At 44.7% G+C, this 23,583-nt stretch carries 29 protein-coding genes (1 of these 29 only partly in view); 28 read left to right on the forward strand and 1 reads right to left on the reverse strand.

The features are described from left to right. The 11 genes from U2H13_RS00195 to rsmI form a co-directional block, all read left to right on the forward strand. Positions 1-856, forward strand: partial view of a toxic anion resistance protein gene (locus U2H13_RS00195; RefSeq protein WP_167409308.1) — the 3' portion only. The gene continues 263 nt to the left of window position 1, outside the view; 856 of the gene's 1,119 nt are visible here — the last part of the coding sequence; its start codon lies beyond the left edge, outside the window; its stop codon occupies positions 854-856. Between the two features lie 77 nt (positions 857-933). Beyond that, positions 934-2,367, forward strand: coding sequence for an aminotransferase class I/II-fold pyridoxal phosphate-dependent enzyme (locus U2H13_RS00200; RefSeq protein WP_167409309.1), 1,434 nt, complete (start codon positions 934-936; stop codon positions 2,365-2,367). Then, entirely contained in the window at positions 2,364-3,002 is a 639-nt protein-coding gene (tmk, locus tag U2H13_RS00205) for a dTMP kinase (RefSeq protein WP_014416717.1), read from the forward strand. The genes U2H13_RS00200 and tmk overlap by 4 nt, the downstream gene beginning before the upstream one ends. 70 nt (positions 3,003-3,072) lie before the next feature. Next, positions 3,073-3,402: a cyclic di-AMP receptor DarA gene (darA, locus tag U2H13_RS00210; RefSeq protein WP_004264734.1), complete on the forward strand. Its 330-nt coding sequence runs from the start codon at positions 3,073-3,075 to the stop codon at positions 3,400-3,402. Between the two features lie 12 nt (positions 3,403-3,414). Then, positions 3,415-3,855 carry a YaaR family protein gene (locus U2H13_RS00215; RefSeq protein ID WP_004264730.1) on the forward strand — a complete coding sequence of 147 codons (441 nt, stop codon included), beginning with the start codon at positions 3,415-3,417 and terminating at the stop codon, positions 3,853-3,855. A gap of 11 nt (positions 3,856-3,866) precedes the next feature. Next, entirely contained in the window at positions 3,867-4,856 is a 990-nt protein-coding gene (gene holB / locus U2H13_RS00220; RefSeq protein ID WP_007409919.1) for a DNA polymerase III subunit delta', read from the forward strand. 2 nt (positions 4,857-4,858) lie between these two features. Beyond that, positions 4,859-5,686, forward strand: a complete 828-nt coding sequence (ricT, locus tag U2H13_RS00225) for a competence/sporulation regulator complex protein RicT (RefSeq protein ID WP_004264723.1) — start codon at positions 4,859-4,861, stop codon at positions 5,684-5,686. A 14-nt stretch (positions 5,687-5,700) separates the two neighbouring features. Further along, positions 5,701-6,060, forward strand: coding sequence for a replication initiation-control protein YabA (gene yabA, locus U2H13_RS00230; protein WP_004264720.1), 360 nt, complete (start codon positions 5,701-5,703; stop codon positions 6,058-6,060). Positions 6,061-6,120: 60 nt separating this feature from the next. Then, on the forward strand, positions 6,121-6,864 hold the full coding sequence (locus U2H13_RS00235; protein WP_004264717.1) for a tRNA1(Val) (adenine(37)-N6)-methyltransferase: 744 nt from the start codon (positions 6,121-6,123) through the stop codon (positions 6,862-6,864). Continuing rightward, on the forward strand, positions 6,851-7,150 hold the full coding sequence (locus U2H13_RS00240) for a GIY-YIG nuclease family protein (RefSeq protein WP_376700614.1): 300 nt from the start codon (positions 6,851-6,853) through the stop codon (positions 7,148-7,150). Before U2H13_RS00235 ends, U2H13_RS00240 begins: the two co-directional genes overlap by 14 nt. Then, positions 7,125-8,006, forward strand: coding sequence for a 16S rRNA (cytidine(1402)-2'-O)-methyltransferase (gene rsmI, locus U2H13_RS00245; RefSeq protein ID WP_376700615.1), 882 nt, complete (start codon positions 7,125-7,127; stop codon positions 8,004-8,006). Before U2H13_RS00240 ends, rsmI begins: the two co-directional genes overlap by 26 nt. 49 nt (positions 8,007-8,055) lie before the next feature. Here rsmI and abrB read toward each other — a convergent pair whose 3' ends face one another. After that, entirely contained in the window at positions 8,056-8,346 is a 291-nt protein-coding gene (gene abrB / locus U2H13_RS00250) for a transition state genes transcriptional regulator AbrB (RefSeq protein ID WP_169510469.1), read from the reverse strand. A 482-nt stretch (positions 8,347-8,828) separates the two neighbouring features. On the opposite strand from abrB, the gene metG reads away from it, so the two are divergent. The 17 genes from metG to U2H13_RS00335 all read left to right on the forward strand — a co-directional run bounded on the left by metG (position 8,829) and on the right by U2H13_RS00335 (position 23,529). Then, positions 8,829-10,820, forward strand: coding sequence for a methionine--tRNA ligase (gene metG / locus U2H13_RS00255; RefSeq protein ID WP_022552471.1), 1,992 nt, complete (start codon positions 8,829-8,831; stop codon positions 10,818-10,820). A gap of 76 nt (positions 10,821-10,896) precedes the next feature. Then, the gene (locus tag U2H13_RS00260; RefSeq protein WP_121984736.1) at positions 10,897-11,664 is read left to right on the forward strand and encodes a TatD family hydrolase; all 768 of its coding nucleotides are present in this window, start codon (positions 10,897-10,899) and stop codon (positions 11,662-11,664) included. A gap of 134 nt (positions 11,665-11,798) precedes the next feature. Further along, complete coding sequence (locus U2H13_RS00265) at positions 11,799-13,124, forward strand: G5 and 3D domain-containing protein (RefSeq protein ID WP_023356663.1); 1,326 nt, start codon at positions 11,799-11,801, stop codon at positions 13,122-13,124. Between the two features lie 134 nt (positions 13,125-13,258). Then, positions 13,259-13,822 carry a ribonuclease M5 gene (gene rnmV, locus U2H13_RS00270; RefSeq protein WP_004264696.1) on the forward strand — a complete coding sequence of 188 codons (564 nt, stop codon included), beginning with the start codon at positions 13,259-13,261 and terminating at the stop codon, positions 13,820-13,822. Then, the gene (gene rsmA, locus U2H13_RS00275) at positions 13,812-14,693 is read left to right on the forward strand and encodes a 16S rRNA (adenine(1518)-N(6)/adenine(1519)-N(6))-dimethyltransferase RsmA (RefSeq protein WP_004264694.1); all 882 of its coding nucleotides are present in this window, start codon (positions 13,812-13,814) and stop codon (positions 14,691-14,693) included. The genes rnmV and rsmA overlap by 11 nt, the downstream gene beginning before the upstream one ends. Positions 14,694-14,865: 172 nt before the next feature. Next, the gene (gene yabG / locus U2H13_RS00280) at positions 14,866-15,741 is read left to right on the forward strand and encodes a sporulation peptidase YabG (protein WP_004264691.1); all 876 of its coding nucleotides are present in this window, start codon (positions 14,866-14,868) and stop codon (positions 15,739-15,741) included. A gap of 211 nt (positions 15,742-15,952) precedes the next feature. Beyond that, entirely contained in the window at positions 15,953-16,213 is a 261-nt protein-coding gene (gene veg / locus U2H13_RS00285; protein ID WP_003218330.1) for a biofilm formation stimulator Veg, read from the forward strand. A 162-nt stretch (positions 16,214-16,375) separates the two neighbouring features. Continuing rightward, positions 16,376-16,564 (forward strand): small, acid-soluble spore protein, alpha/beta type, encoded by a 189-nt coding sequence (locus U2H13_RS00290; RefSeq protein ID WP_011996172.1) that lies wholly within the window; start codon positions 16,376-16,378, stop codon positions 16,562-16,564. A gap of 143 nt (positions 16,565-16,707) precedes the next feature. Beyond that, positions 16,708-17,577: a 4-(cytidine 5'-diphospho)-2-C-methyl-D-erythritol kinase gene (ispE, locus tag U2H13_RS00295; protein ID WP_071181494.1), complete on the forward strand. Its 870-nt coding sequence runs from the start codon at positions 16,708-16,710 to the stop codon at positions 17,575-17,577. Between the two features lie 55 nt (positions 17,578-17,632). Next, positions 17,633-18,490 carry a pur operon repressor gene (purR, locus tag U2H13_RS00300; RefSeq protein WP_137988132.1) on the forward strand — a complete coding sequence of 286 codons (858 nt, stop codon included), beginning with the start codon at positions 17,633-17,635 and terminating at the stop codon, positions 18,488-18,490. Next, on the forward strand, positions 18,487-18,867 hold the full coding sequence (gene ridA / locus U2H13_RS00305; protein ID WP_004264663.1) for a 2-iminobutanoate/2-iminopropanoate deaminase: 381 nt from the start codon (positions 18,487-18,489) through the stop codon (positions 18,865-18,867). Before purR ends, ridA begins: the two co-directional genes overlap by 4 nt. Positions 18,868-19,062: 195 nt before the next feature. Then, complete coding sequence (gene spoVG / locus U2H13_RS00310) at positions 19,063-19,356, forward strand: septation regulator SpoVG (RefSeq protein ID WP_004264660.1); 294 nt, start codon at positions 19,063-19,065, stop codon at positions 19,354-19,356. 191 nt (positions 19,357-19,547) lie between these two features. Then, positions 19,548-20,918: a bifunctional UDP-N-acetylglucosamine diphosphorylase/glucosamine-1-phosphate N-acetyltransferase GlmU gene (gene glmU, locus U2H13_RS00315; RefSeq protein ID WP_004264658.1), complete on the forward strand. Its 1,371-nt coding sequence runs from the start codon at positions 19,548-19,550 to the stop codon at positions 20,916-20,918. A 21-nt stretch (positions 20,919-20,939) separates the two neighbouring features. Beyond that, positions 20,940-21,893: a ribose-phosphate diphosphokinase gene (locus tag U2H13_RS00320; protein WP_004264656.1), complete on the forward strand. Its 954-nt coding sequence runs from the start codon at positions 20,940-20,942 to the stop codon at positions 21,891-21,893. An 84-nt stretch (positions 21,894-21,977) separates the two neighbouring features. Next, positions 21,978-22,586 (forward strand): 50S ribosomal protein L25/general stress protein Ctc, encoded by a 609-nt coding sequence (locus tag U2H13_RS00325; RefSeq protein ID WP_014416724.1) that lies wholly within the window; start codon positions 21,978-21,980, stop codon positions 22,584-22,586. Positions 22,587-22,670: 84 nt separating this feature from the next. Beyond that, the gene (gene pth, locus U2H13_RS00330; protein ID WP_014416725.1) at positions 22,671-23,237 is read left to right on the forward strand and encodes an aminoacyl-tRNA hydrolase; all 567 of its coding nucleotides are present in this window, start codon (positions 22,671-22,673) and stop codon (positions 23,235-23,237) included. A gap of 61 nt (positions 23,238-23,298) precedes the next feature. Next, on the forward strand, positions 23,299-23,529 hold the full coding sequence (locus tag U2H13_RS00335; RefSeq protein ID WP_004264650.1) for an anti-sigma-F factor Fin family protein: 231 nt from the start codon (positions 23,299-23,301) through the stop codon (positions 23,527-23,529). Positions 23,530-23,583: the final 54 nt, after the last annotated feature.

Here is a 23,583-nt window from a genome sequence, read left to right on the forward strand (position 1 = left end):
GCTTGACCAGGTAAACCCTGATGATCTGCAGATGAAGAACAAAGGGTTTTTCGCCCGGCTGTTTAAAAGGGTATCCGGTTCTGTGCAGGAAGTGCTTTCGAAATATCAAAAGACAAGTGTGCAGATTGACCGTATCAGCAGAAGGCTGGAACATTCTAAAAATGTGCTGTTGAGTGACAATAAATTGTTAGATCAGCTGTACGCCCAAAATAAACAATACTTTTCTGATTTAACTATGTATATAGCAGCGGGGGAATTAAAATTAGATGAGCTGAAAACAAAGCTGATACCCGAAGCGGCAAGAAAAGCCGAATTACAAGAACACAATCAAATGGCCGCGCAGGAGGTGAATGATCTTCGCCAGTTTGCCGACCGTCTGGATAAGAGGGTGCATGATCTGCTGCTGAGCAGGCAGATTACGCTCCAGAGTGCGCCGCAAATCCGCCTGATTCAAAACACGAATCAGGCACTGGCAGAGAAAATTCAGTCCTCCATTGTTACGGCTATTCCTTTATGGAAGAATCAAGTCGCCATCGCGCTGACGCTTATGAGGCAGCGGAGTGCGGCAGATGTGCAGCAGAAGGCGGCGGATACAACAAATCAATTGCTGCTGAAAAACGCCGAACTTCTGAAAACAAGTACAGTCGAGACCGCTAAAGCCAATGAGCGCGGGCTTGTTGAGGCAGAAACCCTCAAAAAAGTGCAGGAAAGCTTAGTCAGCACACTTGAAGAAATCATGTCTATTCAAGAAGAAGGCAGGATGAAACGCAGGCGTGCCGAGGAGGAGCTTGTTATCATGGAAGGCGATTTAAAAAAGAAGCTGCGTGATATGGGGACCGGCCGGGATAACGGCTAGATGGCAAAAAGTCTTAGCTTTAAGTTGGCTCGCAGGCACGATATAATAAGAAAGACAGGCAAAGGATTTGTTTAAAAATGGACACACCTTTATATACAGCGCTGATGAAGCATGCGCACCGAAATACGTATTCTTTTCATGTTCCGGGACATCACAATGGAGATGTCTTTTTTGATGAAGCCAAATCTGTATATCAATCTCTTTTATCTATTGATATGACTGAGGTCACGGGTCTTGATGACTTGCACCACCCGACGGGGGTCATTAAGGAAGCGCAGGATTTGGTGAGCAGATTTTACGGCTCTCAGGAAAGCTTCTTTCTCGTCAATGGAACGACCGCCGGCAATCTGGCGATGATTTTAGCTGTTTGTGAACCGGGTGAACCCATTCTGATCCAGCGTAATTGTCACAAGTCTGTTTTCCATGCGGCGGCATTGGCCGGAGCCAAGCCGGTTTATTTGTCGCCGGAAATCGATGAAAACATGCATGTGCCGGCACATGTATCCCTTTCAGTCATCGAAAAAGCGCTGGCGTCATATCCGAACGCGAAAGGACTTGTTCTGACCAATCCGACTTACTACGGACACGCCGCCGATTTGACTGCGGCAGTTAACAAAGCCCATTCATACGGCGTTCCTGTACTGGTGGATGAGGCTCATGGGGCTCACTTTGTGTTAGGCCAGCCTTTCCCGCCTTCATCATTGGCTATGGGGGCGGACGCCGTTGTTCAATCGGCTCATAAAACGCTTCCGGCTATGACGATGGGGTCTTACTTTCATTTGAACAGCACCAGAATTGACAGAGATCGATTAACTTATTATGTAAGCAGTTTGCAAAGCAGCAGCCCGTCATACCCGATTATGGCATCTTTAGATACGGCGCGCGCTTATGTTCAGGATATTGCTGAAAAAGGGACACTTCCCGTTCATATGGAGCACATTGAGAAAATCAAAGGAAGGTTCGCATCAATTTCTTCTATTGAAATAATCGAGCCTTCCGGATATGGGCTGCGGGCGGACCCGTTAAAATTAATTCTTCGGTCAAAGCTCGGACATTCCGGCTATTCATTACAACGCATTTTGGAGAGTGAAGACATTGTTGCCGAGCTGGCTGACGAATACCAAGTATTGCTCGTCCTGCCGATAGGCGGCCGGCGGATGATAGAACAGGAAACCGTAAGAAACATACAGCAGAAACTGGAGAATACACCGCCCGATAAATTGCCGGATGCCGTGAATTGGACATTTCCGTCCATTTCGACACTTGAATATCCGCAAAATGAGATGCGGAAGTTTACAAAAGAGCCTGCAGATATAAATAAGGCGGCCGGGCGCTTGCATGCGGGGAACATTATTCCTTATCCGCCGGGAATTCCGCTGATCATGGACGGAGAACGGATAACAGAAGAGATCGTACAAAAGCTTTCCCGTTTAATCGGCATGGACGCGCATATTCAAGGCTTGTTAAACGGGGAACAATTACTTGTCTATATAGAAGAGGAGAAATCATGAGCGGTTTATTTATAACATTTGAAGGTCCTGAAGGTGCAGGGAAAACGACTGTGCTTCAGGAAATGAAAGAGATTCTGTCGGCAGAGGGGCTTCCGGTGACAGCGACAAGAGAACCGGGCGGCATCGACATTGCGGAACAGATCAGAGAAGTGATCTTAAATAAAAACAATACACTGATGGATGCAAAAACGGAGGCACTGCTTTACGCTGCGGCGAGAAGACAGCATTTAGCCGAAAAGGTGCAGCCTGCATTGAAAGAAGGGCGCATTGTGCTGTGCGATCGTTTCATCGACAGTTCGCTGGCTTATCAAGGCTATGCGAGAGGGCTCGGGATTGATGAAGTTCTTTCTATCAACCAGTTTGCAATCGGCGATACGATGCCTGATGTCACCATCTATTTTTCTATTGAGCCGGAAGAAGGGTTGAAACGGATTACGTCGAATGATTCAAGAGAAAAGAATCGTCTCGATCTTGAGGCCCTGCACTTTCACACGAAAGTACGGGAAGGATACCAAAAGGTAATGCAGCGTTTTCCGGAAAGATTCCAGACAATCGACGCATCGAAAAAGAAGGAACTCGTCATTCAGGATGCACTTCAAGTGATAAATGAAGCATTGAAAAAAATTCAGTTGTGACCTGTTTCTCATAAGTTGCTATAATGAATGTAACGACAATGTTCTTTCCAACCTAAAGGGGGCCTAGAGAATGAAACTAATAGTGGCAGTGGTGCAGGATCAGGACAGCAACAGGCTTTTGAAAGTATTAACCGACCACAACTTCAGGGTGACGAAGCTTGCGACAACAGGCGGATTCCTTAAATCAGGCAATACGACGTTTATGATCGGGGTGGAAGATATCCGTGTCGATAAAGCGCTCAGCCTCATTAAAGAGAATGGCTGTAAACGTGATCAGATGATTGCCCCGGTATCCCCGATGGGCGGGAATGCGGATTCCTACGTTCCATATCCCGTCGAAGTGGAAGTCGGCGGAGCGACGGTCTTTGTCCTCCCGGTCGATGAATTTCATCAATTTTAAGGATTTGACGACGTGAAAATAAATTCTGACTTACGTACATTTATTGAGAAAAAGCAGCAGCCTGCTTATAAAGCGGCAGAGCTGTCCGGAACGTTTAAAAGTTCAATGGACAGCCAAAGCAGCAAGCTGAAATTTGATCAGCTGAGCAGGTTCTTAACGGATATAGAAACGTTCGGGAAAAGGCTGACGAAGTCGAGAAACTTCAAAGACTTAGCGAAATTCAAAGGATTGGTAAAACGTTTTGTAAAAGAGGCCGTAGACAGCGGATTATCGCATGAGACGGAGAAAAGCTTTGACCTGTACGGCAGCAGCCGGACTCTGGGGCTTGTGAAAGAAATAGATGAAAAACTGCTTCAGCTGACGGAAGAAATGTTAGATCAGGAAAAACCGGCAATTGATTTGCTGGATCGAATCGGAGAAATAAAAGGTTTATTGATTAACCTTTACACATAGAGAGTGATACAATGGCAATATCATGGAAGGAAATGACCGGGCAGCAGCCCAGAGTGATGAGGCTTTTGCATAACAGCATTGAAAAGAAAAGGCTTTCTCACGCATATCTGTTTGAAGGCAAAAAAGGTACGGGCAAATTGGATGCCGCACTGCTTCTCGCAAAAAGCTTTTTTTGCCTTGAAGACGGGACTGAGCCTTGCGGGGAATGCCGGAACTGTAAGCGTATCGAATCCGGAAACCATCCCGACCTGCATGTGGTTCAGCCCGACGGATTATCCATTAAAAAGGCTCAGATCCAATCTCTTCAGGAAGAGTTTTCTAAAACAGGACTGGAATCGCATAAAAAGCTGTACATTATATCCCATGCGGATCAAATGACGACAAATGCGGCAAACAGTCTGCTGAAATTTTTAGAGGAGCCGAGTCAAGACACCATCGCAATTCTTATTACTGAGCAGCTCCACCGAATACTGGATACCATCGTTTCGAGATGTCAGGTTCTTCCGTTCCAGCCGCTTCAGCCGAAAGCCATAGAAGAAAGGCTGATTGAACAGGAAGTGAGCCCTCACATGGCCCGGCTCTTAGCAAATATGACAAATAATATTGCGGAAGCAGTCGAATTAAGTCGAAATGATGAGTTTGCAGAGTCCAGAGCGAAAGTGATAAAATTGTATGAAGTCTTACATCAGCGGAAAGGACATGCCTTTTTCTTCATTCAGGATCAGTGGGTGCCCTTTTTCAAAGAAAAAACCCATCAAGAAATGGGTCTTGATATGCTCTTATTGATATACCGTGATGTATTATCCATCCAAATTGGAAATGAAGATAAACTGATTTATCAAGACTTATTCCAATCAATAAAACAGCATGCGCTGCAATTTACACAACAAAGCGTTACGAACCAAATTCTCGCTGTTTTAGAAGCAAAAAAACGGCTTCATTCCAATGTGAATGTGCAGGGATTAATGGAGCACTTGGTGTTAACGTTGCAGGAGGGATAAGCTTGTACAACGTAATAGGCGTCCGCTTTAAAAAAGCGGGAAAAATTTATTATTTTGATCCGAATGGATTTGATATAGAACAAGACAGCTGCGTCATTGTTGAAACCGTAAGAGGTGTCGAATACGGGCAGGTTGTCATCGCAAATAAACAAGTGGACGAGCATGATGTTGTGCTTCCGCTTCGAAAGGTCATACGCGTTGCTGATGAACGCGATCTTCTCATTGTAGAAGAAAACAAACAGGAGGCCTTGTCCGCTTTTGAAGTCTGTCAGAAAAAAGTGGCTGACCACGGCTTAGATATGAAGCTGGTTGATGTTGAGTTTACATTTGACCGCAATAAAGTCATTTTTTACTTTACAGCAGACGGACGGGTTGATTTCAGGGAATTGGTCAAAGACTTGGCTTCTATCTTTAAAACGAGAATCGAATTGCGCCAAATCGGGGTGAGGGACGAGGCGAAAATGCTCGGCGGTATCGGGCCCTGCGGGAGAATGCTTTGCTGCTCCACGTTCCTCGGTGATTTTGAACCGGTGTCCATCAAAATGGCGAAGGATCAAAATTTATCGTTGAACCCAACGAAGATTTCCGGTCTGTGCGGCCGTTTGATGTGCTGTTTGAAGTACGAAAATGATGAGTATGAGACGGCAAAAGAACAGCTGCCGGATTTAGGCGAAATGATTACGACGGCAAACGGCCCCGCAAAGGTTGTCGGTCTTAATATTCTGGAACGGGTGCTTCAGGTGGAACTGAAGAATCGTGAAAAAGTGATAGAATATACTTGGGAAGAGCTCTTGGAAGAGGGCGTCGTATCCGCACAAACCACAGATTAACGAGGTGTGGAACCTTGGATAAAAAAGAGTTATTTGATACTGTCATAAACCTGGAGGAACAAATCGGTTCGCTGTACCGTCAGCTGGGTGACTTAAAGCAGCATATCGGCGAAATGATTGAAGAGAATCACCATCTTCAGCTTGAAAATAAGCATTTGCGTAAGCGGCTTGATGACACGACAGAGCAAATTGAGAAATTCAAAGCCGATCAGAAAGAAACAAAAACACAGAAGGCAGAGCAGAGTGATATAGGAGAAGGGTACGACAATCTGGCCCGGCTGTATCAAGAAGGCTTTCATATTTGCAACGTCCATTATGGGAGCGTCCGCAAGGGAGATTGCCTTTTTTGTCTGTCCTTCTTAAATAAAAAATAAGGAAAAGGCTTCCGCTGATGTCGGAAGCCTTTTTCAAAGAGTGCCGAAAGGAATAAGATTATGGTTTCATTACGTGATGATGAAAGATTGGATTACTTATTAGCAGAGGATATGAAAATAGTACAGAGTCCGACGGTTTTCGCTTTTTCATTAGATGCCGTGCTGCTGTCTAAGTTTGCATACGTTCCGATTCAAAAGGGGAACATCGTTGATTTATGTACGGGGAACGGCATTGTGCCGCTTTTGCTCAGCACAAGGTCAAAAGCCGATATCACCGGGGTTGAAATTCAGGAACGCTTGTATGATATGGCGCTCCGAAGCGTGGAATACAACGGGCTGGGCGGTCAGATCAGTCTCATTCATGATGATCTGAAAAATATGCCGGAAAGACTCGGACATAATAAATATGATGTTGTCACCTGCAATCCGCCTTATTTTAAAACACCGAAAGAAGCGGAGCAGAACCTGAACGAGCATCTCAGAATCGCAAGGCACGAAATCCTTTGCACGCTTGAAGATGTGATTTCCGTCAGCAGCAAACTGCTGAAGCAAGGCGGAAAAGCGGCTCTCGTTCATCGGCCGGGGAGGCTTTTGGAAATCTTTGAATTAATGAAAGCGTACCGAATAGAACCGAAACGGGTTCAGTTTATTTATCCGAAACAAGGTAAAGAAGCGAATACCATTTTGGTTGAAGGAATTAAAGGCGGCCGCCCTGATCTCAAAATTCTTCCCCCGCTGTTCGTATACAATGAACAAAATGAATATACGAAAGAGATCCGCACGATTTTATATGGAGACAAATAGTCATTTCTTTTATGTGCTGCTGTGCAATGACAACAGTCTGTATGCCGGTTATACAAATGATCTGCAAAAACGGCTGAAAACCCACAATGAGGGAAAGGGCGCGAAGTACACAAGGGCGCGGAGGCCGGTTTCGTTATGCCATTTGGAATCATTTGAAACAAAACGGGAAGCGATGCAGGCGGAATACCGTTTTAAGCAGCTGACCCGAAAGAAAAAAGAGCAATATATAGAAGAAAAACAACGCAGCAAGGAGGCTGTATATGTTAAGACGCCAGATGAGTTTTAACGGAAAATCTGAAATGGGAACTCTGTACCTTGTTCCTACACCGATCGGCAATTTGGAGGACATGACCTTTCGTGCAGTAGAGACGCTGAAATCGGCCGATGTCATAGCTGCCGAAGATACGAGACAGACGAAAAAACTGTGCCATGTTTATGACATAGAAACATCTCTCATCAGCTATCATGAACATAATAAAGAAAGCAGCGGCCATAAAATCATTGAATGGCTGAGAAGCGGAAAGAATGTGGCATTGGTCAGTGATGCCGGCATGCCGACAATTTCCGACCCGGGGGCTGAGATTGTGAGAGATTTCACCCAAATCGGCGGATATGTCGTTCCGCTTCCGGGTGCAAATGCGGCATTAACCGCGCTGACCGCATCAGGCATCACCCCGCAGCCGTTTTTCTTCTACGGATTTTTAAACAGACAGAAAAAAGAAAAGAAGAAAGAACTCGAACTCCTGAAAAAACGGCAGGAAACGATGATATTTTACGAAGCGCCGCACAGATTAAAAGAAACATTAACAGCAATGCATGACGTTTTGGGTAATCGAACCATCGCTGTCACGAGAGAATTAACGAAAAAGTACGAGGAATTCATCAGAGGAACCATCGCCGAGGTGATTGAATGGGCAAATGAAGATCAAATCCGCGGTGAGTTCTGTCTCGTTGTCGAAGGAAATCAAACCGCTGAACCGGATGAAGAGGAAAAGCCTTGGTGGACGGAGCTTTCTGAGAAAGAACATGTGGAGCATTACATAAATGAAGGATCTTCTTCCAAACAGGCCATAAAACAAACAGCGGTAGATCGGGACGTGCCGAAACGCGAGATTTATGACGCTTATCACATTCAATCATAAAAAAAACCGTTCTTGTGTCGTAACAAGAACGGTTTTTGTATGAAATAGCTTATTTTTGGTTTTGAAGCTGGTTTTGAATTTCAGAGATGATTTGCTCAGCGCCTTCTTTGCTGAGTACCAATTTGCCGCCGGCAAGTTTAAGGTTATCATCAGAAACTTCACCAGTTACTTGGCAAGTCATGTTTGGTTTATATTTTTTAAGGATGATTTTTTCATCATCAACATAAATTTCAAGAGCGTCTTTTTCTGCGATGCCCAGTGTACGGCGAAGTTCGATAGGGATAACTACGCGTCCAAGTTCATCAACTTTACGTACGATACCAGTAGATTTCATTAACAGTCTCCTCCCGAGAGATAATTATTTGTAGTTTATATTTTTCTTCGTCATTATTCGACAAAATTCCTTACATTCCTAGCATAACAAGGTTTCCAATAATCGTCAATCTTTTTGTTTGCTATTGTTTGTAAGAATTAGTTCTTATAGTAAGTAAAGCCTTGGAAATCCTGAAATAACAGGCTTTTTGACTGCTTTTTCGAACCTATTATCCTACTGAAAATCCTTTTAAATCAAGACTTTCGAACCAAGATGTTTTATATTAGTAGATTATATACGACAAATTTCGACATGTTAAGACTTTTTTTAATTTCAATAAAAATTTTTAATTTTATTTACTCTTTTACGCGCAGTACGTATATATCCTTGATCTTAAAGGCTAAGATGGTATCATAGATAGAGGACAAATATCAATATTGTATATCAAATAAAACCGCTCTCGTCCTTTGGGCGTGAGCTTTTCGACATTCTGAATGGGAGGTTGCAACATGCCGCAAGACAATAATACTTTTTATATTACAACCCCGATATATTATCCGAGCGGAAAATTACATATCGGCCATGCTTATACTACCGTGGCCGGCGATGCGATGGCGCGTTACAAAAGATTAAAAGGATTTGACGTACGCTACTTAACCGGAACGGATGAGCACGGACAGAAAATCCAGCAGAAAGCGGAGGAAGAGAATATCACGCCTCAAGCTTATGTGGATCGTGCAGTTGCTGAAATCCAAAAACTATGGAAGCAGCTCGACATTTCTCACGATGATTTCATCCGGACGACGGAAAGCCGGCACAAAGAAATTATCGAGAAAGTGTTTCAAAAACTTCTTGATAATGGTGACATTTACCTGGATGAGTATGAGGGCTGGTACAGCATCCCTGATGAAACATTCTATACGGAAACACAGCTGGTGGATGTGGAACGAAATGAGAAGGGTGAGGTTGTCGGCGGAAAAAGCCCTGACAGCGGACACCCGGTCGAATTAATCAAAGAGGAGTCATACTTCTTCCGCATGAGCAAATACGCAGACCGCCTGCTGAAGTTTTATGAGGAAAATCCTTCTTTCATCCAGCCTGAATCACGCAAAAATGAAATGATTAACAACTTCATTAAACCGGGGCTTGAAGATTTGGCCGTTTCCAGAACGACGTTCGACTGGGGCGTAAAAGTGCCGGGAAATCCGAAGCATGTCGTGTATGTATGGATTGACGCACTGTTCAACTATATTACAGCGCTCGGTTACGATACGGAAAATGATGAGCTTTACAAAAAGTACTGGCCGGCTGACGTCCACCTTGTCGGTAAAGAAATTGTCCGTTTTCATACCATTTACTGGCCGATTATGCTGATGGCGCTTGATCTCCCGCTGCCTAAGCAAGTATTCGCGCATGGCTGGTTATTGATGAAAGACGGAAAAATGTCGAAATCAAAAGGAAATGTCGTTGATCCGGTAACGTTAATTGAACGCTACGGCTTGGATGAACTTCGCTATTACCTGCTTCGCGAAGTACCGTTCGGTTCAGACGGTGTCTTTACGCCGGAAGGTTTCGTAGAACGGATTAATTATGACTTGGCGAACGACTTAGGAAACCTTCTGAATCGTACAGTCGCAATGATCCAAAAATATTTTGACGGCGAGATTGGTTCATATGAAGGAAATGTGACAGATTTTGATTCAGAGCTTTCTTCTGTAGCCGGTGAAACGGTTAAAGCTTATGAAAAGGCAATGGAAAACATGGAGTTTTCAGTCGCTTTATCAACGCTATGGCAATTAATCAGCCGTACGAACAAATATATTGATGAAACTGCTCCGTGGGTGCTTGCTAAAGATCAGGAAAAAGAAAAAGAATTACGTTCTGTCATGTATCATTTAGCTGAATCATTACGTATCTCAGCCGTATTGCTCCAGCCTTTCTTGACACAAACGCCTGAAAAAATGTTTGCCCAGCTAGGAGTTGAGGATCAGTCTCTTAAAGCATGGGACAGCATTCAGACATTCGGCCAATTGAAGAACACGAAAGTGAAAAAAGGGGAACCGCTTTTCCCTCGTCTTGAAGCTGAAGAAGAAGTAGCTTACATCAAGCAAAAAATGCAAGGAACTGCTCCTGCTAAAGAAGAAAAGGCGGAAGAGCCGCAAGAAGCAGAGCGTCTTCCTGAAATTACGTTTGATCAATTTATGGATACAGAACTTCGCGTCGCAGAAGTCTTGTCCGCAGAGCCGGTGAAAAAAGCAGATCGGCTGCTGAAATTGCAAATTGATCTGGGCTTTGAACAGCGCCAAGTTGTATCAGGTATCGCGAAGCATTATACACCGGATCAGCTTGTGGGAATGAAGATCATTTGTGTAACGAATCTAAAACCGGTAAAACTGAGAGGCGAGCTTTCTCAAGGAATGATACTGGCAGGAGAATCGGACGGCGTTCTCAAAGTTGTAGCTGTCGACCAGTCATTACCGAAAGGCACTCGAATTAAATAAATAGATGCAAAAGGTGTTTCACGTGTAACATTCCGTCGAACACCTTTTGTTTTTCAACAAGAAAGGAGTTTTTATGATGCTTTTTGATACACATGCGCACTTAAATGCCGAGCAATTTGACACAGACTTAGAGGAAGTCATTGCGCGTGCAAAGGCTGAAAAAGTTGAACGAATCGTCGTTGTCGGATTCGACAAACCCACTATCACGCGTGCGATGGAGCTGATTGAGGAATATGACTTTATATACGCTGCGATCGGTTGGCATCCGGTAGACGCAATTGACATGACAGAGGAAGATTTATCATGGATTAAGGAACTGTCCTCTCATGAAAAAGTCGTGGCAATCGGAGAGATGGGCCTTGATTACCACTGGGATAAATCACCAAAAGGCGTTCAGAAAGAAGTATTCCGGAAACAAATCGCTCTCGCCAAAGAAGTGAACCTTCCAATTATCATTCATAATCGTGATGCAACGGAAGATGTTGTCACGATTTTGAAAGAAGAGGGGGCGGAAGAAGTCGGCGGCATTATGCACTGCTTTACGGGGAGCGCGGAGGTTGCGCGGCAGTGTATGGATATGAATTTCTATATTTCATTCGGCGGACCGGTTACCTTCAAAAATGCGAAGAAACCAAAAGAAGTAGCAAAGGAAATTCCGAATGACCGTTTGCTGATTGAAACGGACTGTCCTTTCCTGACACCGCATCCTTTCCGCGGTAAACGAAATGAGCCAAGCTATGTAAAATATGTTGCTGAACAGCTCGCTGCATTAAAAGGGCTGACATATGAAGAAATTGCCTCAATTACAACCGAAAACGCAAAAAGACTTTTCCGCATGAACTGACAGAATGCGCTGTCGTAACGTGTAAAGGCTTGTCCGATTCAGTGGATATGTAAAACCGTTCTACAAGCTTCCTTCTCCTCATAAGATAGGTTGTCGATATGTCTCTCTTCCTTTTTTTGCTTTGTTTTTGCATAATGAGGGATACGCTGAAGGTTTTTCATCTTCGAGATGGGAGGGTTGACAGCATTTTAGATACTCTATATAATCTCTCCGAGGAGAAGGAGGCGTTTTTCATCACACAAAAAATGAAAAAACTGTTTTCCGTAAAGCTTGGTAAAAGCAAGGTTATTCTTATTGCAGCTATTATTCTGCTGGGCGGAACCGGGACTGCATACGGGGCACATGAGCTCTCAAAACAATCAGTTTCTGTTTCCATCAACGGCAAGAAAAAGCAAATACGCACTCATGCAAAAACGGTTGGGGAACTTCTGGAAGATTTACATATAGAGACGAGAAATGAAGACCGGATTACCCCGTCTAAGCAGACAGCATTGGCAGACAACATGAATGTCGTGTATGAAGCTGCAAAGCAGATCCGTGTGACAAGAGGCGGAGAAGAAAAGACTTTATGGTCAACGGCAAAAACAGTCGGCGCATTTCTGAACGAACAGCATACACCTGTGAATCAGCACGATAAAATAGATCCAGCAGCAGATACGAAAGTGACAAACGGCATGAAAGTCACGGTCGACCCGGCTTTTCAGGTCACTGTAAATGATGCGGGAAAGAAAAAGAAAATATGGACGACTTCGACTACGGTCGCTGACTTTTTAACGCAGCATAAGATGGACATGAAAGACGAAGATAAAGTAAAACCGGCATTACACGAAAAGCTCACAAAAAATCAGGCCGGTATACAAATCACTCGTATCGAAAAAGTCACCGATGTAGTTGAGGAAAAAATAGCGTATCAAGTGAAAGAAAAAGAAGATGCGTCTCTCGACAGCGGGAAAGAAAAGATCGTTCAAAAAGGAAAAGAAGGCAAACTTAAAAAGCATTTTCATGTTGTCAAAGAAAATGGAAAAGAAGTATCAAGAAAGCTTGTCAAAGAAGAAACATCTGAAAAAAGCAAAGATCAGATCATAGCGGTCGGCACAAAGCGGCACAGTCCCAAGATTGAGCAGCTCAGTGCACCTGTGAAGGCATCTTCGGGCGAAACCGGATCTTCCGGTAAAGTGATTACCGTGTCTTCCACGGCTTATACCGCAAGCTGCAGCGGCTGTTCCGGCCATACGGCTACAGGCGTTAACCTGACAAGCAATCCGAATGCCAAAGTCATTGCGGTAGACCCTAGCGTCATTCCGCTCGGCACGAGAGTCCACGTAGACGGATACGGGGATGCCGTGGCCGCTGATACGGGCTCAGCCATTAAAGGAAGACGGATTGATGTCTTTTTCCCTGAAAAATCTTCAGCTTACCGCTGGGGAAAGAAACAGGTCAAAATAAAAATCTTAAATTAATTCCGATTCACTCAGAGGGTTTTGCGCCCTCTGTTTTTTTCGTTATAATAGGTAAAGTGTATTTTCAGTATATTAGACGTGACATGTAAGCAAAGGTTTCGTTTTGGATATAAAAAGTTTTTTTGGAGGAAGTAATGAAAATTAAAGAAATTATTGTAGTCGAGGGACGCGATGACACTGCGCGCATAAAACTTGCCGTTGATGCGGATACGATCGAGACAAACGGTTCCGCAATCGGAGACGAAGTCATCAGGCAGATTCGGCTGGCGCAGGAAACGAGAGGTGTCATCGTGCTGACGGACCCGGATTTTCCGGGGGAAAAGATCCGGAAAACCATTTCTGAAGCAGTACCCGGCTGTAAACACGCATTTCTGCCCAAACATCTTGCCAAACCGAAAAACAAGCGCGGCATTGGCGTTGAGCACGCATCCATTGAAAGCATCAGAGCATGTCTGGAAAATGTGCATGAAGAGATGGAGGCAAAGCCGAGTGAGATTTCAGCTGAAGATGTCATACAGGCCGGTCTGATCGGCGGACCGGCTGCCAAAAGACGCCGCGAACGATTGGGCGACCTGCTGAAGATCGGCTATACAAACGGCAAGCAGCTTCAAAAACGGCTGCAAATGTTTCAAATCAAAAGAAGTGATTTTATTGATGCGCTCGATGCTATGAGGCAGGAGGAACAGGATGAACAATAAAGATATCGCGACACCTATCAGAACGAAGGAAATTCTGAAAAAGTACGGTTTCTCTTTTAAAAAGAGTCTGGGACAGAATTTCTTAATTGATACAAATATATTGGACAGAATTGTGGACCATGCGGAAATTACGGATCGGACCGGAGTCATTGAAATCGGGCCCGGAATCGGCGCGCTGACAGAGCAGCTTGCCAAACGGGCGAAAAAGGTCGTCGCGTTTGAAATTGATCAGCGCCTGCTTCCCATTCTCAATGATACGCTGTCTCCGTATGACAATGTAACGATCATTCATCAAGATGTGCTGAAAGCAGACGTCAAATCCGTCATTGAAGAGCAGTTTCAGGATTGTGATGAAATTATGGTGACGGCGAATCTCCCATATTATGTGACGACGCCGATCATCATGAAGCTCTTGGAAGAACATCTTCCGTTAAAAGGGATTGTCGTGATGCTGCAAAAAGAGGTCGCTGAGCGGATGGCCGCTGATCCTTCCTCTAAGGAGTACGGATCGCTTTCCATTGCGGTTCAGTTCTATACGGAGGCCAAAACCGTCATGACCGTCCCGAAAACGGTGTTTGTGCCTCAGCCTAATGTCGATTCAGCCGTCATCCGTCTCTTGCTTCGTGACGGCCCGGCGGTTGACGTCGATAATGAACCGTTTTTCTTCCAGCTGATTAAAGCAAGCTTCGCACAGCGCCGGAAAACCTTGCTGAACAACCTTGTGAACAATCTTCCGGGCGGAAAAGAGAAAAAAGCTCAAATTGAAGAAGTTCTTCAAGAAACGAATATTGACGGAAAGCGGCGCGGTGAATCCCTGTCCATAGAAGAATTCGCGCTCCTGTCCAACGGATTGCATAAAGCCCTTTTCTAAGAGGGCTTTTTGTTTTGCGTCACCACTTGGACTGCCGCTACATAGGCTAGAGGAGAACCTTATTCATTCAACTGCAAGAAAAGCTTGAAACATCAAGCGCCGCAGCGGAAAGAGGTGTATTTGCCAAGACTTCTTTCATGATGAGGCTTAGTCTATTTGTGGAGTGGGTAACGTGCAATTTCAAATAGGAGATATGGTAGCCAGGAAATCCTATCAAATGGATGTTTTATTTCGCATTATCGGTATAGAGCAAACAAGCAATGGGAATTCAATTGCCATCCTGCATGGTGACGAAGTCAGATTGATTGCGGATGCTGATTTTTCTGATTTGGAGCCTGTCAGAAAAGACGAACAGGCCATGAGAAAGAAAAGAGATGAAAGCAGGATGAATGAATCTCTCGAGCTGCTCCGCCAGGATTATAAGCTGCTTCGGGAAAAACAGGAATATTATGCGACAAATCAATATCAGCATCAGGAGCACTACTTTCATATGCCCGGAAAGGTATTGCATCTGGACGGCGATGAGGCCTATTTGAAAAAGTGCCTGAACTTTTATGAAAAAATCGGTGTGCCGGTATACGGAATTCATTGCCATGAGAAAAAAATGCCGGCATCAATTGACGAGCTGCTTGATAAATACAGGCCGGATATTTTAGTCATCACCGGCCATGATGCATATTCCAAGCATAAGGGAGGCGTGAACGATTTAAGCGCCTACAGGCATTCCAAACACTTTGTCGAAACCGTTCAAAGAGCGAGGCGTAAAGTACCTCATTTGGATCAGTTGGTCATATTCGCGGGGGCGTGCCAATCTCATTTCGAGTCTTTAATCAGGGCAGGCGCGAATTTTGCAAGTTCGCCGTCACGCGTCAATATCCATGCGCTTGACCCGGTATATATTGTCGCGAAAATCAGCTTCACCCCGTTTATGGAGCGGATCAATGTATGGGATGTCCTGAGAAATACGCTGACGAGAGAGAAAGGGCTGGGAGGAATTGAAACGAAGGGTGTGCTGCGTGTCGGTATGCCGTATAAATCAAATGGATGAGTGATAAAACCCGCATATATTTCGCTATGCGGGTTAATTATTTTACATATTGATACATAAATTTCCGGAACTTGTGAAAAATAACGCAGAAATCAATAGAATTTTGTCAAAATAATTTTGTTGACAATGACTTATTAACGTTGATATAATTTAAATTTTATTTGACAAAATTGGGCTCTTGTTGTACAATAAATGTAGTGAGGTGGATGCAATGGCGAAGACGTTGTCCGATATAAAAAGATCGCTTGATGGGAATTTAGGTAAACGGCTTACGTTAAAAGCAAACGGCGGCCGCCGAAAAACGATTGAGCGTTCGGGCATTTTAGCTGAGACGTACCCTTCTGTTTTTGTGATACAACTAGATCAAGACGAGAATTCGTTTGAAAGAGTTTCATACAGTTATGCTGATATTCTGACTGAGACTGTTGAATTGACATTCAATGACGATGCGGCAAGCTCAGTAGCATTTTAATGGGCAGTGAACCTTTTGTTTACTGCTTTTTGTTTTGCCTTCCAAAGCTCTTCTAATTATTCCCTCGAAAGTTTCAGCCGATTAAACGGAAGCTATAAGTGTCACATGTTTTATCGTGGCGTGCACGAATGGTGATCAATTCTATAAAAGGGGTTGTTTCGTTTGGGCAGACGTCGTGGAGTTATGTCAGATGAGTTCAAATATGAGCTGGCGAAGGACCTTGGTTTTTACGATACGGTGAAAAACGAGGGCTGGGGAGGCATTCGGGCGCGTGACGCCGGGAATATGGTAAAGCGCGCGATTGAGATTGCCGAACAGCAGATGGCGGCTCAGAACCAAAATAACCGATAATGCAGTGGCCCGGGGGACAATCCGTTCCCCGGTTTTTTCTATCGGCTGTCAAAACCGGCGTCAATTTCGGATAAGTACCTCCGGGTCTCCAAATGTGATACAATGTTCATACTTATGTTTAGATGGAGAAGTAGGTGAAAGCTATGCGTATTTTAGAAAAAGCGCCGGCCAAAATCAATCTGTCCCTCGATGTGACGAGTAAACGCCCGGATGGTTATCACGAAGTGGAGATGATCATGACGACAATTGATTTGGCAGATCGGATTGAACTGACAGAACTGCCCGAAAACGTTATCAGAGTGGCGTCGCATAATCGCTTTGTTCCGGATGATCAAAGGAATCTGGCTTATCAGGCAGCCAAACTGCTTAAAGAACGGTTTCAAGTCAAAAAAGGCGTTTCCATTATGATTACAAAAGTGATCCCTGTTGCGGCAGGGCTTGCCGGCGGAAGCAGCGATGCGGCAGCCACGCTCAGAGGGCTGAACAGGCTTTGGGATTTAAAGCTTTCTGTCGAAGAGCTCGCGGAGCTTGGAGCTGAAATCGGTTCAGACGTGTCCTTCTGTGTATACGGAGGCACTGCTCTGGCAACCGGACGCGGTGAGAAGATCAGGCACATCAGTGCTCCGCCTCATTGCTGGGTCGTGCTTGCCAAACCGACGATCGGGGTATCGACTGCCGAAGTGTACCGCCGGCTGAACTTACAGCAGGTTCGGCATCCTGATGTGCAGGCGATGATTGACGCGATTGAAGAAAAAAGCTTCCAAAAGGTATGCGGACAATTAGGAAACGTATTGGAGTCGGTTACGCTCAGCCTCCATCCCGAGGTGGCGATGATTAAAAGTCAAATGAAACGCTTCGGCGCTGATGCGGTGTTAATGAGCGGAAGCGGACCGACTGTATTCGGTTTGGTTCAATACGAATCGAAGGTGCAGCGGATTTATAACGGGTTAAGAGGTTTCTGTGATCAAGTGTACGCGGTGCGGATGATCGGCGAACAGAATGCTCTTGATTAAATCCGTATGTTAAGTTATATTATTTTTAAATTATTCGGATTTTGGGGGTAAGTTCATGAAGTTTCGTCGCAGCGGCAGATTGGTGGACTTAACAAATTATTTGTTAACCCATCCGCATGAATTAATACCGTTAACGTTTTTCTCAGAACGGTATCAATCAGCAAAGTCATCAATCAGTGAAGATTTAACGATTATTAAACAGACCTTTGAACAGCAAGGCATTGGGACGCTGCTTACAGTGCCGGGAGCTGCCGGAGGCGTCAAGTACATTCCGAAAGTGAAACAGGCTGAAGCAGAAGCGTTTATCCAGGAGCTGGGACAGTCTTTAGTAAATCCTGAGCGTATCCTTCCGGGCGGTTATGTATATTTAACGGATATCTTAGGAAAACCATCTGTCCTCTCTCATGTAGGCAGGCTTTTTGCTTCCGTTTTTGCGGAGCGGGAGATTGATGTGGTGATGACCGTTGCGACAAAAGGAATCCCTCTTGCTTACGCAGCGGCCAGTTATCTGAACGTTCCGGTTGTCATCGTGCGAAAGGACAACAAAGTGACGGAAGGCTCCACGGTGAGCATCAATTATGTATCAGGGTCATCTAACCGCATTCAAACGATGTCGCTTGCGAAAAGAAGTTTGGCTACGGGTTCGAACGTTTTGATTATTGACGACTTTATGAAAGCCGGCGGCACCATTAACGGCATGATCAGCCTGCTTGATGAGTTTAATGCAAACGTCGTGGGAATAGGCGTCTTGGTTGAAGCCGAGGGAGTGAATGAACGGCTTGTCGATGAATACATGTCACTGCTCACGCTTTCAACCATCAATATGAAAGACAAAACGATTGAGATTCAAAACGGCAATTTTCTGCGATTTTTTAAAGAACAGCATTTAAAGAATGGGGAGACAGAAAAATGACAAAAGCAATCCATACAAAACACGCGCCGGCAGCGATCGGGCCATATTCACAGGGAATCATCGTAAACAACATGTTTTACAGCTCAGGCCAGATTCCTCTTACTGCTGAAGGAGAAATGGTAAACGGTGATATCACAGAACAAACGCATCAGGTGTTCAGCAATTTAAAAGCTGTGCTGAAAGAAGCGGGCGCTTCGCTCGAGACGGTTGTCAAGGCAACGGTGTTTATTGCTGATATGGAGCAGTTTGCGGAAGTGAATGAAGTGTACGGACAATACTTTGATGTACATAAGCCGGCAAGGTCTTGTGTGGAAGTGGCGAGACTGCCGAAAGACGCTCTCGTGGAAATTGAAGTCATTGCGCTGGTGAAATCTTAAATCTCAGAAAAGTGGTTCCGGTCTCCGGGATCACTTTTTTTATGCAGTATATGATCCCCAAATATGGTTTATCACCTAATTGTGTATGTATATCCTATATTTTCAAAAAAACTTTTTGAAACGTGCAGGAATTTAAAAAGAATCGTGGAATTGTTAGACTAATGCTTTTATATAGGGAAAAGGTGGTGAACTACTGTGGAAGTTACTGACGTAAGATTACGCCGCGTGAATACCGATGGTCGCATGAGAGCGATTGCATCCATCACGCTGGATCACGAATTTGTCGTACATGATATTCGTGTGATTGATGGAAACAATGGTCTTTTCGTTGCGATGCCGAGTAAACGCACCCCTGATGGAGAATTCCGCGATATTGCTCATCCTATTAATTCCAGCACGCGGGGCAAGATCCAGGATGCTGTTTTAAATGAGTATCATCGTTTGGGTGACTCTGAAGCATTAGAATATGAAGAAGCCGGGGCTTCTTAAACATAACAAAATGTAAGGACTGCTGATAAAGGCTGACACAAGGCCTTTTCCGGCAGTCCTTTTTTAAATCTGATTTTTCAGTAATAAAGCGATTACATAGAAAATTCTTGCACTTTTTGATGTCTTCTTGAAATCAACAGCTATTTAGGATATATTTTTCTATGGATAAAAGGGATATTGGAGGCCATTAAATGGATAAGCGGTTTGCAGTGATTTTAGCTGCCGGAAAAGGAACGAGAATGAAATCGAAGCTTTACAAGGTCCTTCATCCGGTATGCGGAAAGCCTATGGTAGAGCACGTCGCAGACGAAGCTCTGAAATTATCTTTAGCGAAGCTTGTCACCATCGTAGGACACGGCGCCGAAGATGTGAAGAAGCAGCTCGGACAGAAAAGCGATTACGCTCTCCAAGCAGAACAGCTCGGTACGGCTCATGCGGTCAAACAGGCAAAACCATTTCTTCACGGAGAAAAGGGTGTCACAATCGTTATTTGCGGCGATACACCGCTTCTGACGGCGGAGACGATGGAAGCCATGCTAAATGAACATACAGACAAAGGTGCAAAAGCCACGGTGTTAACGGCCGTTGCCGACGATCCCGCCGGATACGGAAGAATCATCCGCAGTGAAGACGGCGCCGTTCAAAAAATCGTGGAGCACAAGGATGCTTCGGAGCAAGAACGTCTTGTGAAAGAAATTAACACGGGGACGTACTGTTTTGATAACGAGGCTCTTTTTCGTGTCATCGAACAGGTTTCGAATGAAAATGCCCAAGGCGAGTATTATCTGCCGGATGTGATCGAAATCCTCAAAGACGAAGGCGAAACTGTTGCCGCTTACCAGACTGGTAACTTCCAAGAGACGCTCGGAGTGAATGATAGAGTCGCTCTTTCTCAGGCTGAAATGTATATGAAAGAGCGTATTAACAAACGGCATATGCAGAACGGAGTCACTTTAATCGATCCGATGAATACGTACATCTCACCTGACGCACGTATCGGACAAGATACAGTTATTTATCCCGGAACTGTGTTAAAGGGACAAGCTGAAATCGGCGATGAATGTGTCATCGGCCCTCACACTGAGATAGAGGACAGCTCAATCGGCAGCCGCACTGTGATTAAACAATCCGTTGTCAATCGCAGCAAAGTTGGGAATGATGTAAATATCGGTCCTTTTGCTCACATCAGACCCGATTCCGCAATCGGCAATGAAGTGAAGATCGGAAACTTTGTTGAAATCAAGAAAACACAATTCGGCGACCGAAGCAAAGCATCTCATTTAAGCTATATCGGTGATGCCGAAGTGGGCACGGATGTGAATCTGGGCTGCGGCTCCATCACGGTCAATTATGATGGGAAGAAAAAGTATTTAACCAAAATTGAAGACGGCGCCTTTATTGGCTGCAACTCCAATCTGGTCGCTCCTGTTACAGTGGGAGAAGGCGCGTACGTCGCTGCGGGTTCAACCGTAACTGAAGATGTGCCGGGCGAAGCGCTTGCCATTGCCAGAGCAAGACAAGTAAATAAAGAAGATTATGTGAAAAACATTCATAAAAAATAATCCTAAAATCGGAGGTTTACCATGTCTAACGAATACGGAGATAAGAATTTAAAGATTTTTTCTTTGAATTCAAATCCAGAACTTGCAAAAGAAATCGCGGATAATGTAGGGGTTCAATTAGGAAAGTGCTCTGTTACAAGATTCAGTGACGGAGAGGTCCAGATCAACATAGAAGAAAGTATTCGCGGCTGTGATTGCTATATCATTCAGTCTACAAGTGCGCCGGTTAATGAGCACATTATGGAATTGCTGATTATGGTTGACGCTTTAAAGCGCGCTTCCGCGAAAACAATCAACATTGTCATTCCGTACTACGGTTATGCGCGCCAGGACAGAAAAGCAAGATCACGTGAACCGATTACGGCAAAACTTTTTGCAAACCTGCTTGAAACAGCGGGTGCGACACGCGTGATCGCGCTTGATTTACACGCGCCGCAAATTCAAGGTTTCTTTGATATTCCGATTGACCACTTAATGGGTGTTCCGATTTTAGGCCATTACTTTGAAGGTAAAGACTTGAAAGATATCGTCATTGTTTCTCCTGACCACGGCGGTGTGACGCGCGCCCGCAAACTTGCGGACCGTCTGAAAGCGCCGATCGCGATTATCGACAAACGCCGTCCTAGACCGAATGAGGTAGAAGTGATGAATATCGTCGGTAACGTGGAAGGTAAAACAGCGATTCTGATCGATGATATTATTGATACGGCCGGCACAATCACACTTGCCGCTAACGCGCTGGTTGAAAACGGAGCTGCAGAAGTGTATGCATGCTGTACGCACCCTGTACTGTCAGGCCCTGCCGTTGAGCGGATCAATAACTCTAAAATCAAGGAGCTTGTCGTAACGAACAGCATTAAGCTTCCTGATGAGAAAAAAATCGACCGCTTTAAGCAGCTTTCTGTCGGACCGCTTCTGGCTGAAGCGATTATCCGCGTTCACGAGAAACAATCTGTCAGCTATTTATTCAGCTAAACCGAAACTTTAAGGTTTAAATCCCAGTTATTGTGGGTATTGTTCTAATAGGACGATAAAACGATAATTAGGATGGTGCTGAATATGGCAACTTTAAAAGCAAATGAAAGAACAGATTTTAAACGTTCGACGCTTCGGAAAATCCGTCATTCAGGACATGTTCCAGGGATTATATACGGTAAAGAAACAACGAATACGCCTGTCTCTTTAGACAGTGTCGAATTGCTTAAAACATTGCGGGACGAAGGAAAAAACACGATTATCACAATTGATGTCAACGGAAATCAGCAATCGGTTATGGTGACTGATCTTCAGACAGACCCGCTCAAAAACGAATTGACGCACGCCGATTTTCAAGTCGTGAATATGAGTGAGGAGCTGGAGGCCGAGGTGCCGATTCAGCTGACGGGAGAGGCGAAGGGAGTCAAAGACGGAGGCGTCATCCAGCAGCCGCTGCATGAGCTTTCGATTAAGGCCAGACCGAAGGACATCCCTCAGACAATCAATGTTGATATTTCAGGACTTGAAATGAATGATGTGCTGACCATCGCAGATCTGACTGCTGACGGCAATTATACATTTACAAACGACCCGGAAGAAGTCGTGGCTTCCATCCTTCCTCCTAAGCAGGAAGCATTCGAAGAAGATGCAGAACCGTCTCCTGGGGAAGAGCCCGAAGGAGAAAATCAATAAGCGCTTTAAGACGTAACCCGCCCGAGGTTACGTCTTTTGTGCTAGAATGAGAAGAATTACAGCGATGTTGAGGGAGGATTTACGATGCTTGTGATTGCCGGTCTCGGTAACCCCGGGAAAACCTACGAGAACACGAGACATAATGTCGGCTTTATGGCCATTGACGAGCTTTCTAAAGAATGGAATATTGAACTGAATAAAACGAAATTCAACGGACTTTACGGAATGGGGTTTGTTTCCGGAAAAAAAGTTCTACTTGTTAAACCGCTTACATATATGAATTTATCAGGGGAATGTTTGCGGCCGCTACTGGATTATTATGATGCCGATCATGAAGATCTGAAAGTCATATACGATGACCTTGATCTTCCGACGGGAAAAATCAGGCTCCGGACGAAGGGGAGCGCAGGCGGACATAACGGAATTAAATCGCTTATACAGCACCTCGGAACCCCCGAATTTGACCGGGTCAGAATCGGAATCGGCCGCCCCGCTGGCGGAATGAAAGTCGTTGACTATGTACTGGGAGCTTTTACGAAGGAAGAATTGCCGAATATCAATGATGCCGTCTCAAAAACCGTAAAAGCCTGCGAAGCTTCCTTAACGAAACCATTTTTAGAAGTCATGAACGAATTTAATGCAAATGTATAAGATAAATAATGGGAGACCATACTAGGGAAAAATGATTTTTTCACATCAGGAGGTCCAACGTATGGCTTTGCATTATTTCTGCCGCCACTGCGGCTTTAAGGTAGGGAGCCTGGAATATTCGACGGTGCCGACACAGTCACTTGGATTTCAGCACTTAACAAATGAGGAAAGAAACGATATGATTTCATATAAAGACAATGGAGATGTCCATGTTCTTACAATTTGTGAAGACTGCCAAGAGGCGCTGGAACGCAATCCGCACTACCATGAACACAACACATTTATTCAATAAGAAGCTTTGGTGTAGATTCTAGACCAAAGCGTTTTTCTGTTCTTGCAGAAAATA

The organism is Bacillus sp. A1, from assembly GCF_042296235.1.
GTDB classification, from domain to species: domain Bacteria; phylum Bacillota; class Bacilli; order Bacillales; family Bacillaceae; genus Bacillus; species Bacillus velezensis.

Excerpts from the sequence above, each read along its gene's own strand:
- metG (WP_022552471.1), top strand. The coding sequence starts at position 8,829 with ATGCCGCAAGACAATAATACTTTTTATATTACAACCCCGATATATTAT.
- veg (WP_003218330.1), top strand. The coding sequence starts at position 15,953 with ATGGCGAAGACGTTGTCCGATATAAAAAGATCGCTTGATGGGAATTTA.
- glmU (WP_004264658.1), top strand. The coding sequence starts at position 19,548 with ATGGATAAGCGGTTTGCAGTGATTTTAGCTGCCGGAAAAGGAACGAGA.
- rnmV (WP_004264696.1), top strand. The coding sequence starts at position 13,259 with ATGAAAATTAAAGAAATTATTGTAGTCGAGGGACGCGATGACACTGCG.
- rsmI (WP_376700615.1), top strand. The coding sequence starts at position 7,125 with ATGTTAAGACGCCAGATGAGTTTTAACGGAAAATCTGAAATGGGAACT.
- holB (WP_007409919.1), top strand. The coding sequence starts at position 3,867 with ATGGCAATATCATGGAAGGAAATGACCGGGCAGCAGCCCAGAGTGATG.
- ridA (WP_004264663.1), top strand. The coding sequence starts at position 18,487 with ATGACAAAAGCAATCCATACAAAACACGCGCCGGCAGCGATCGGGCCA.
- U2H13_RS00335 (WP_004264650.1), top strand. The coding sequence starts at position 23,299 with ATGGCTTTGCATTATTTCTGCCGCCACTGCGGCTTTAAGGTAGGGAGC.
- U2H13_RS00260 (WP_121984736.1), top strand. The coding sequence starts at position 10,897 with ATGCTTTTTGATACACATGCGCACTTAAATGCCGAGCAATTTGACACA.
- U2H13_RS00265 (WP_023356663.1), top strand. The coding sequence starts at position 11,799 with ATGAGGGATACGCTGAAGGTTTTTCATCTTCGAGATGGGAGGGTTGAC.
- ispE (WP_071181494.1), top strand. The coding sequence starts at position 16,708 with ATGCGTATTTTAGAAAAAGCGCCGGCCAAAATCAATCTGTCCCTCGAT.
- tmk (WP_014416717.1), top strand. The coding sequence starts at position 2,364 with ATGAGCGGTTTATTTATAACATTTGAAGGTCCTGAAGGTGCAGGGAAA.
- purR (WP_137988132.1), top strand. The coding sequence starts at position 17,633 with ATGAAGTTTCGTCGCAGCGGCAGATTGGTGGACTTAACAAATTATTTG.
- pth (WP_014416725.1), top strand. The coding sequence starts at position 22,671 with ATGCTTGTGATTGCCGGTCTCGGTAACCCCGGGAAAACCTACGAGAAC.
- U2H13_RS00320 (WP_004264656.1), top strand. The coding sequence starts at position 20,940 with ATGTCTAACGAATACGGAGATAAGAATTTAAAGATTTTTTCTTTGAAT.
- U2H13_RS00240 (WP_376700614.1), top strand. The coding sequence starts at position 6,851 with ATGGAGACAAATAGTCATTTCTTTTATGTGCTGCTGTGCAATGACAAC.
- darA (WP_004264734.1), top strand. The coding sequence starts at position 3,073 with ATGAAACTAATAGTGGCAGTGGTGCAGGATCAGGACAGCAACAGGCTT.
- U2H13_RS00325 (WP_014416724.1), top strand. The coding sequence starts at position 21,978 with ATGGCAACTTTAAAAGCAAATGAAAGAACAGATTTTAAACGTTCGACG.
- rsmA (WP_004264694.1), top strand. The coding sequence starts at position 13,812 with ATGAACAATAAAGATATCGCGACACCTATCAGAACGAAGGAAATTCTG.
- U2H13_RS00200 (WP_167409309.1), top strand. The coding sequence starts at position 934 with ATGGACACACCTTTATATACAGCGCTGATGAAGCATGCGCACCGAAAT.
- U2H13_RS00235 (WP_004264717.1), top strand. The coding sequence starts at position 6,121 with ATGGTTTCATTACGTGATGATGAAAGATTGGATTACTTATTAGCAGAG.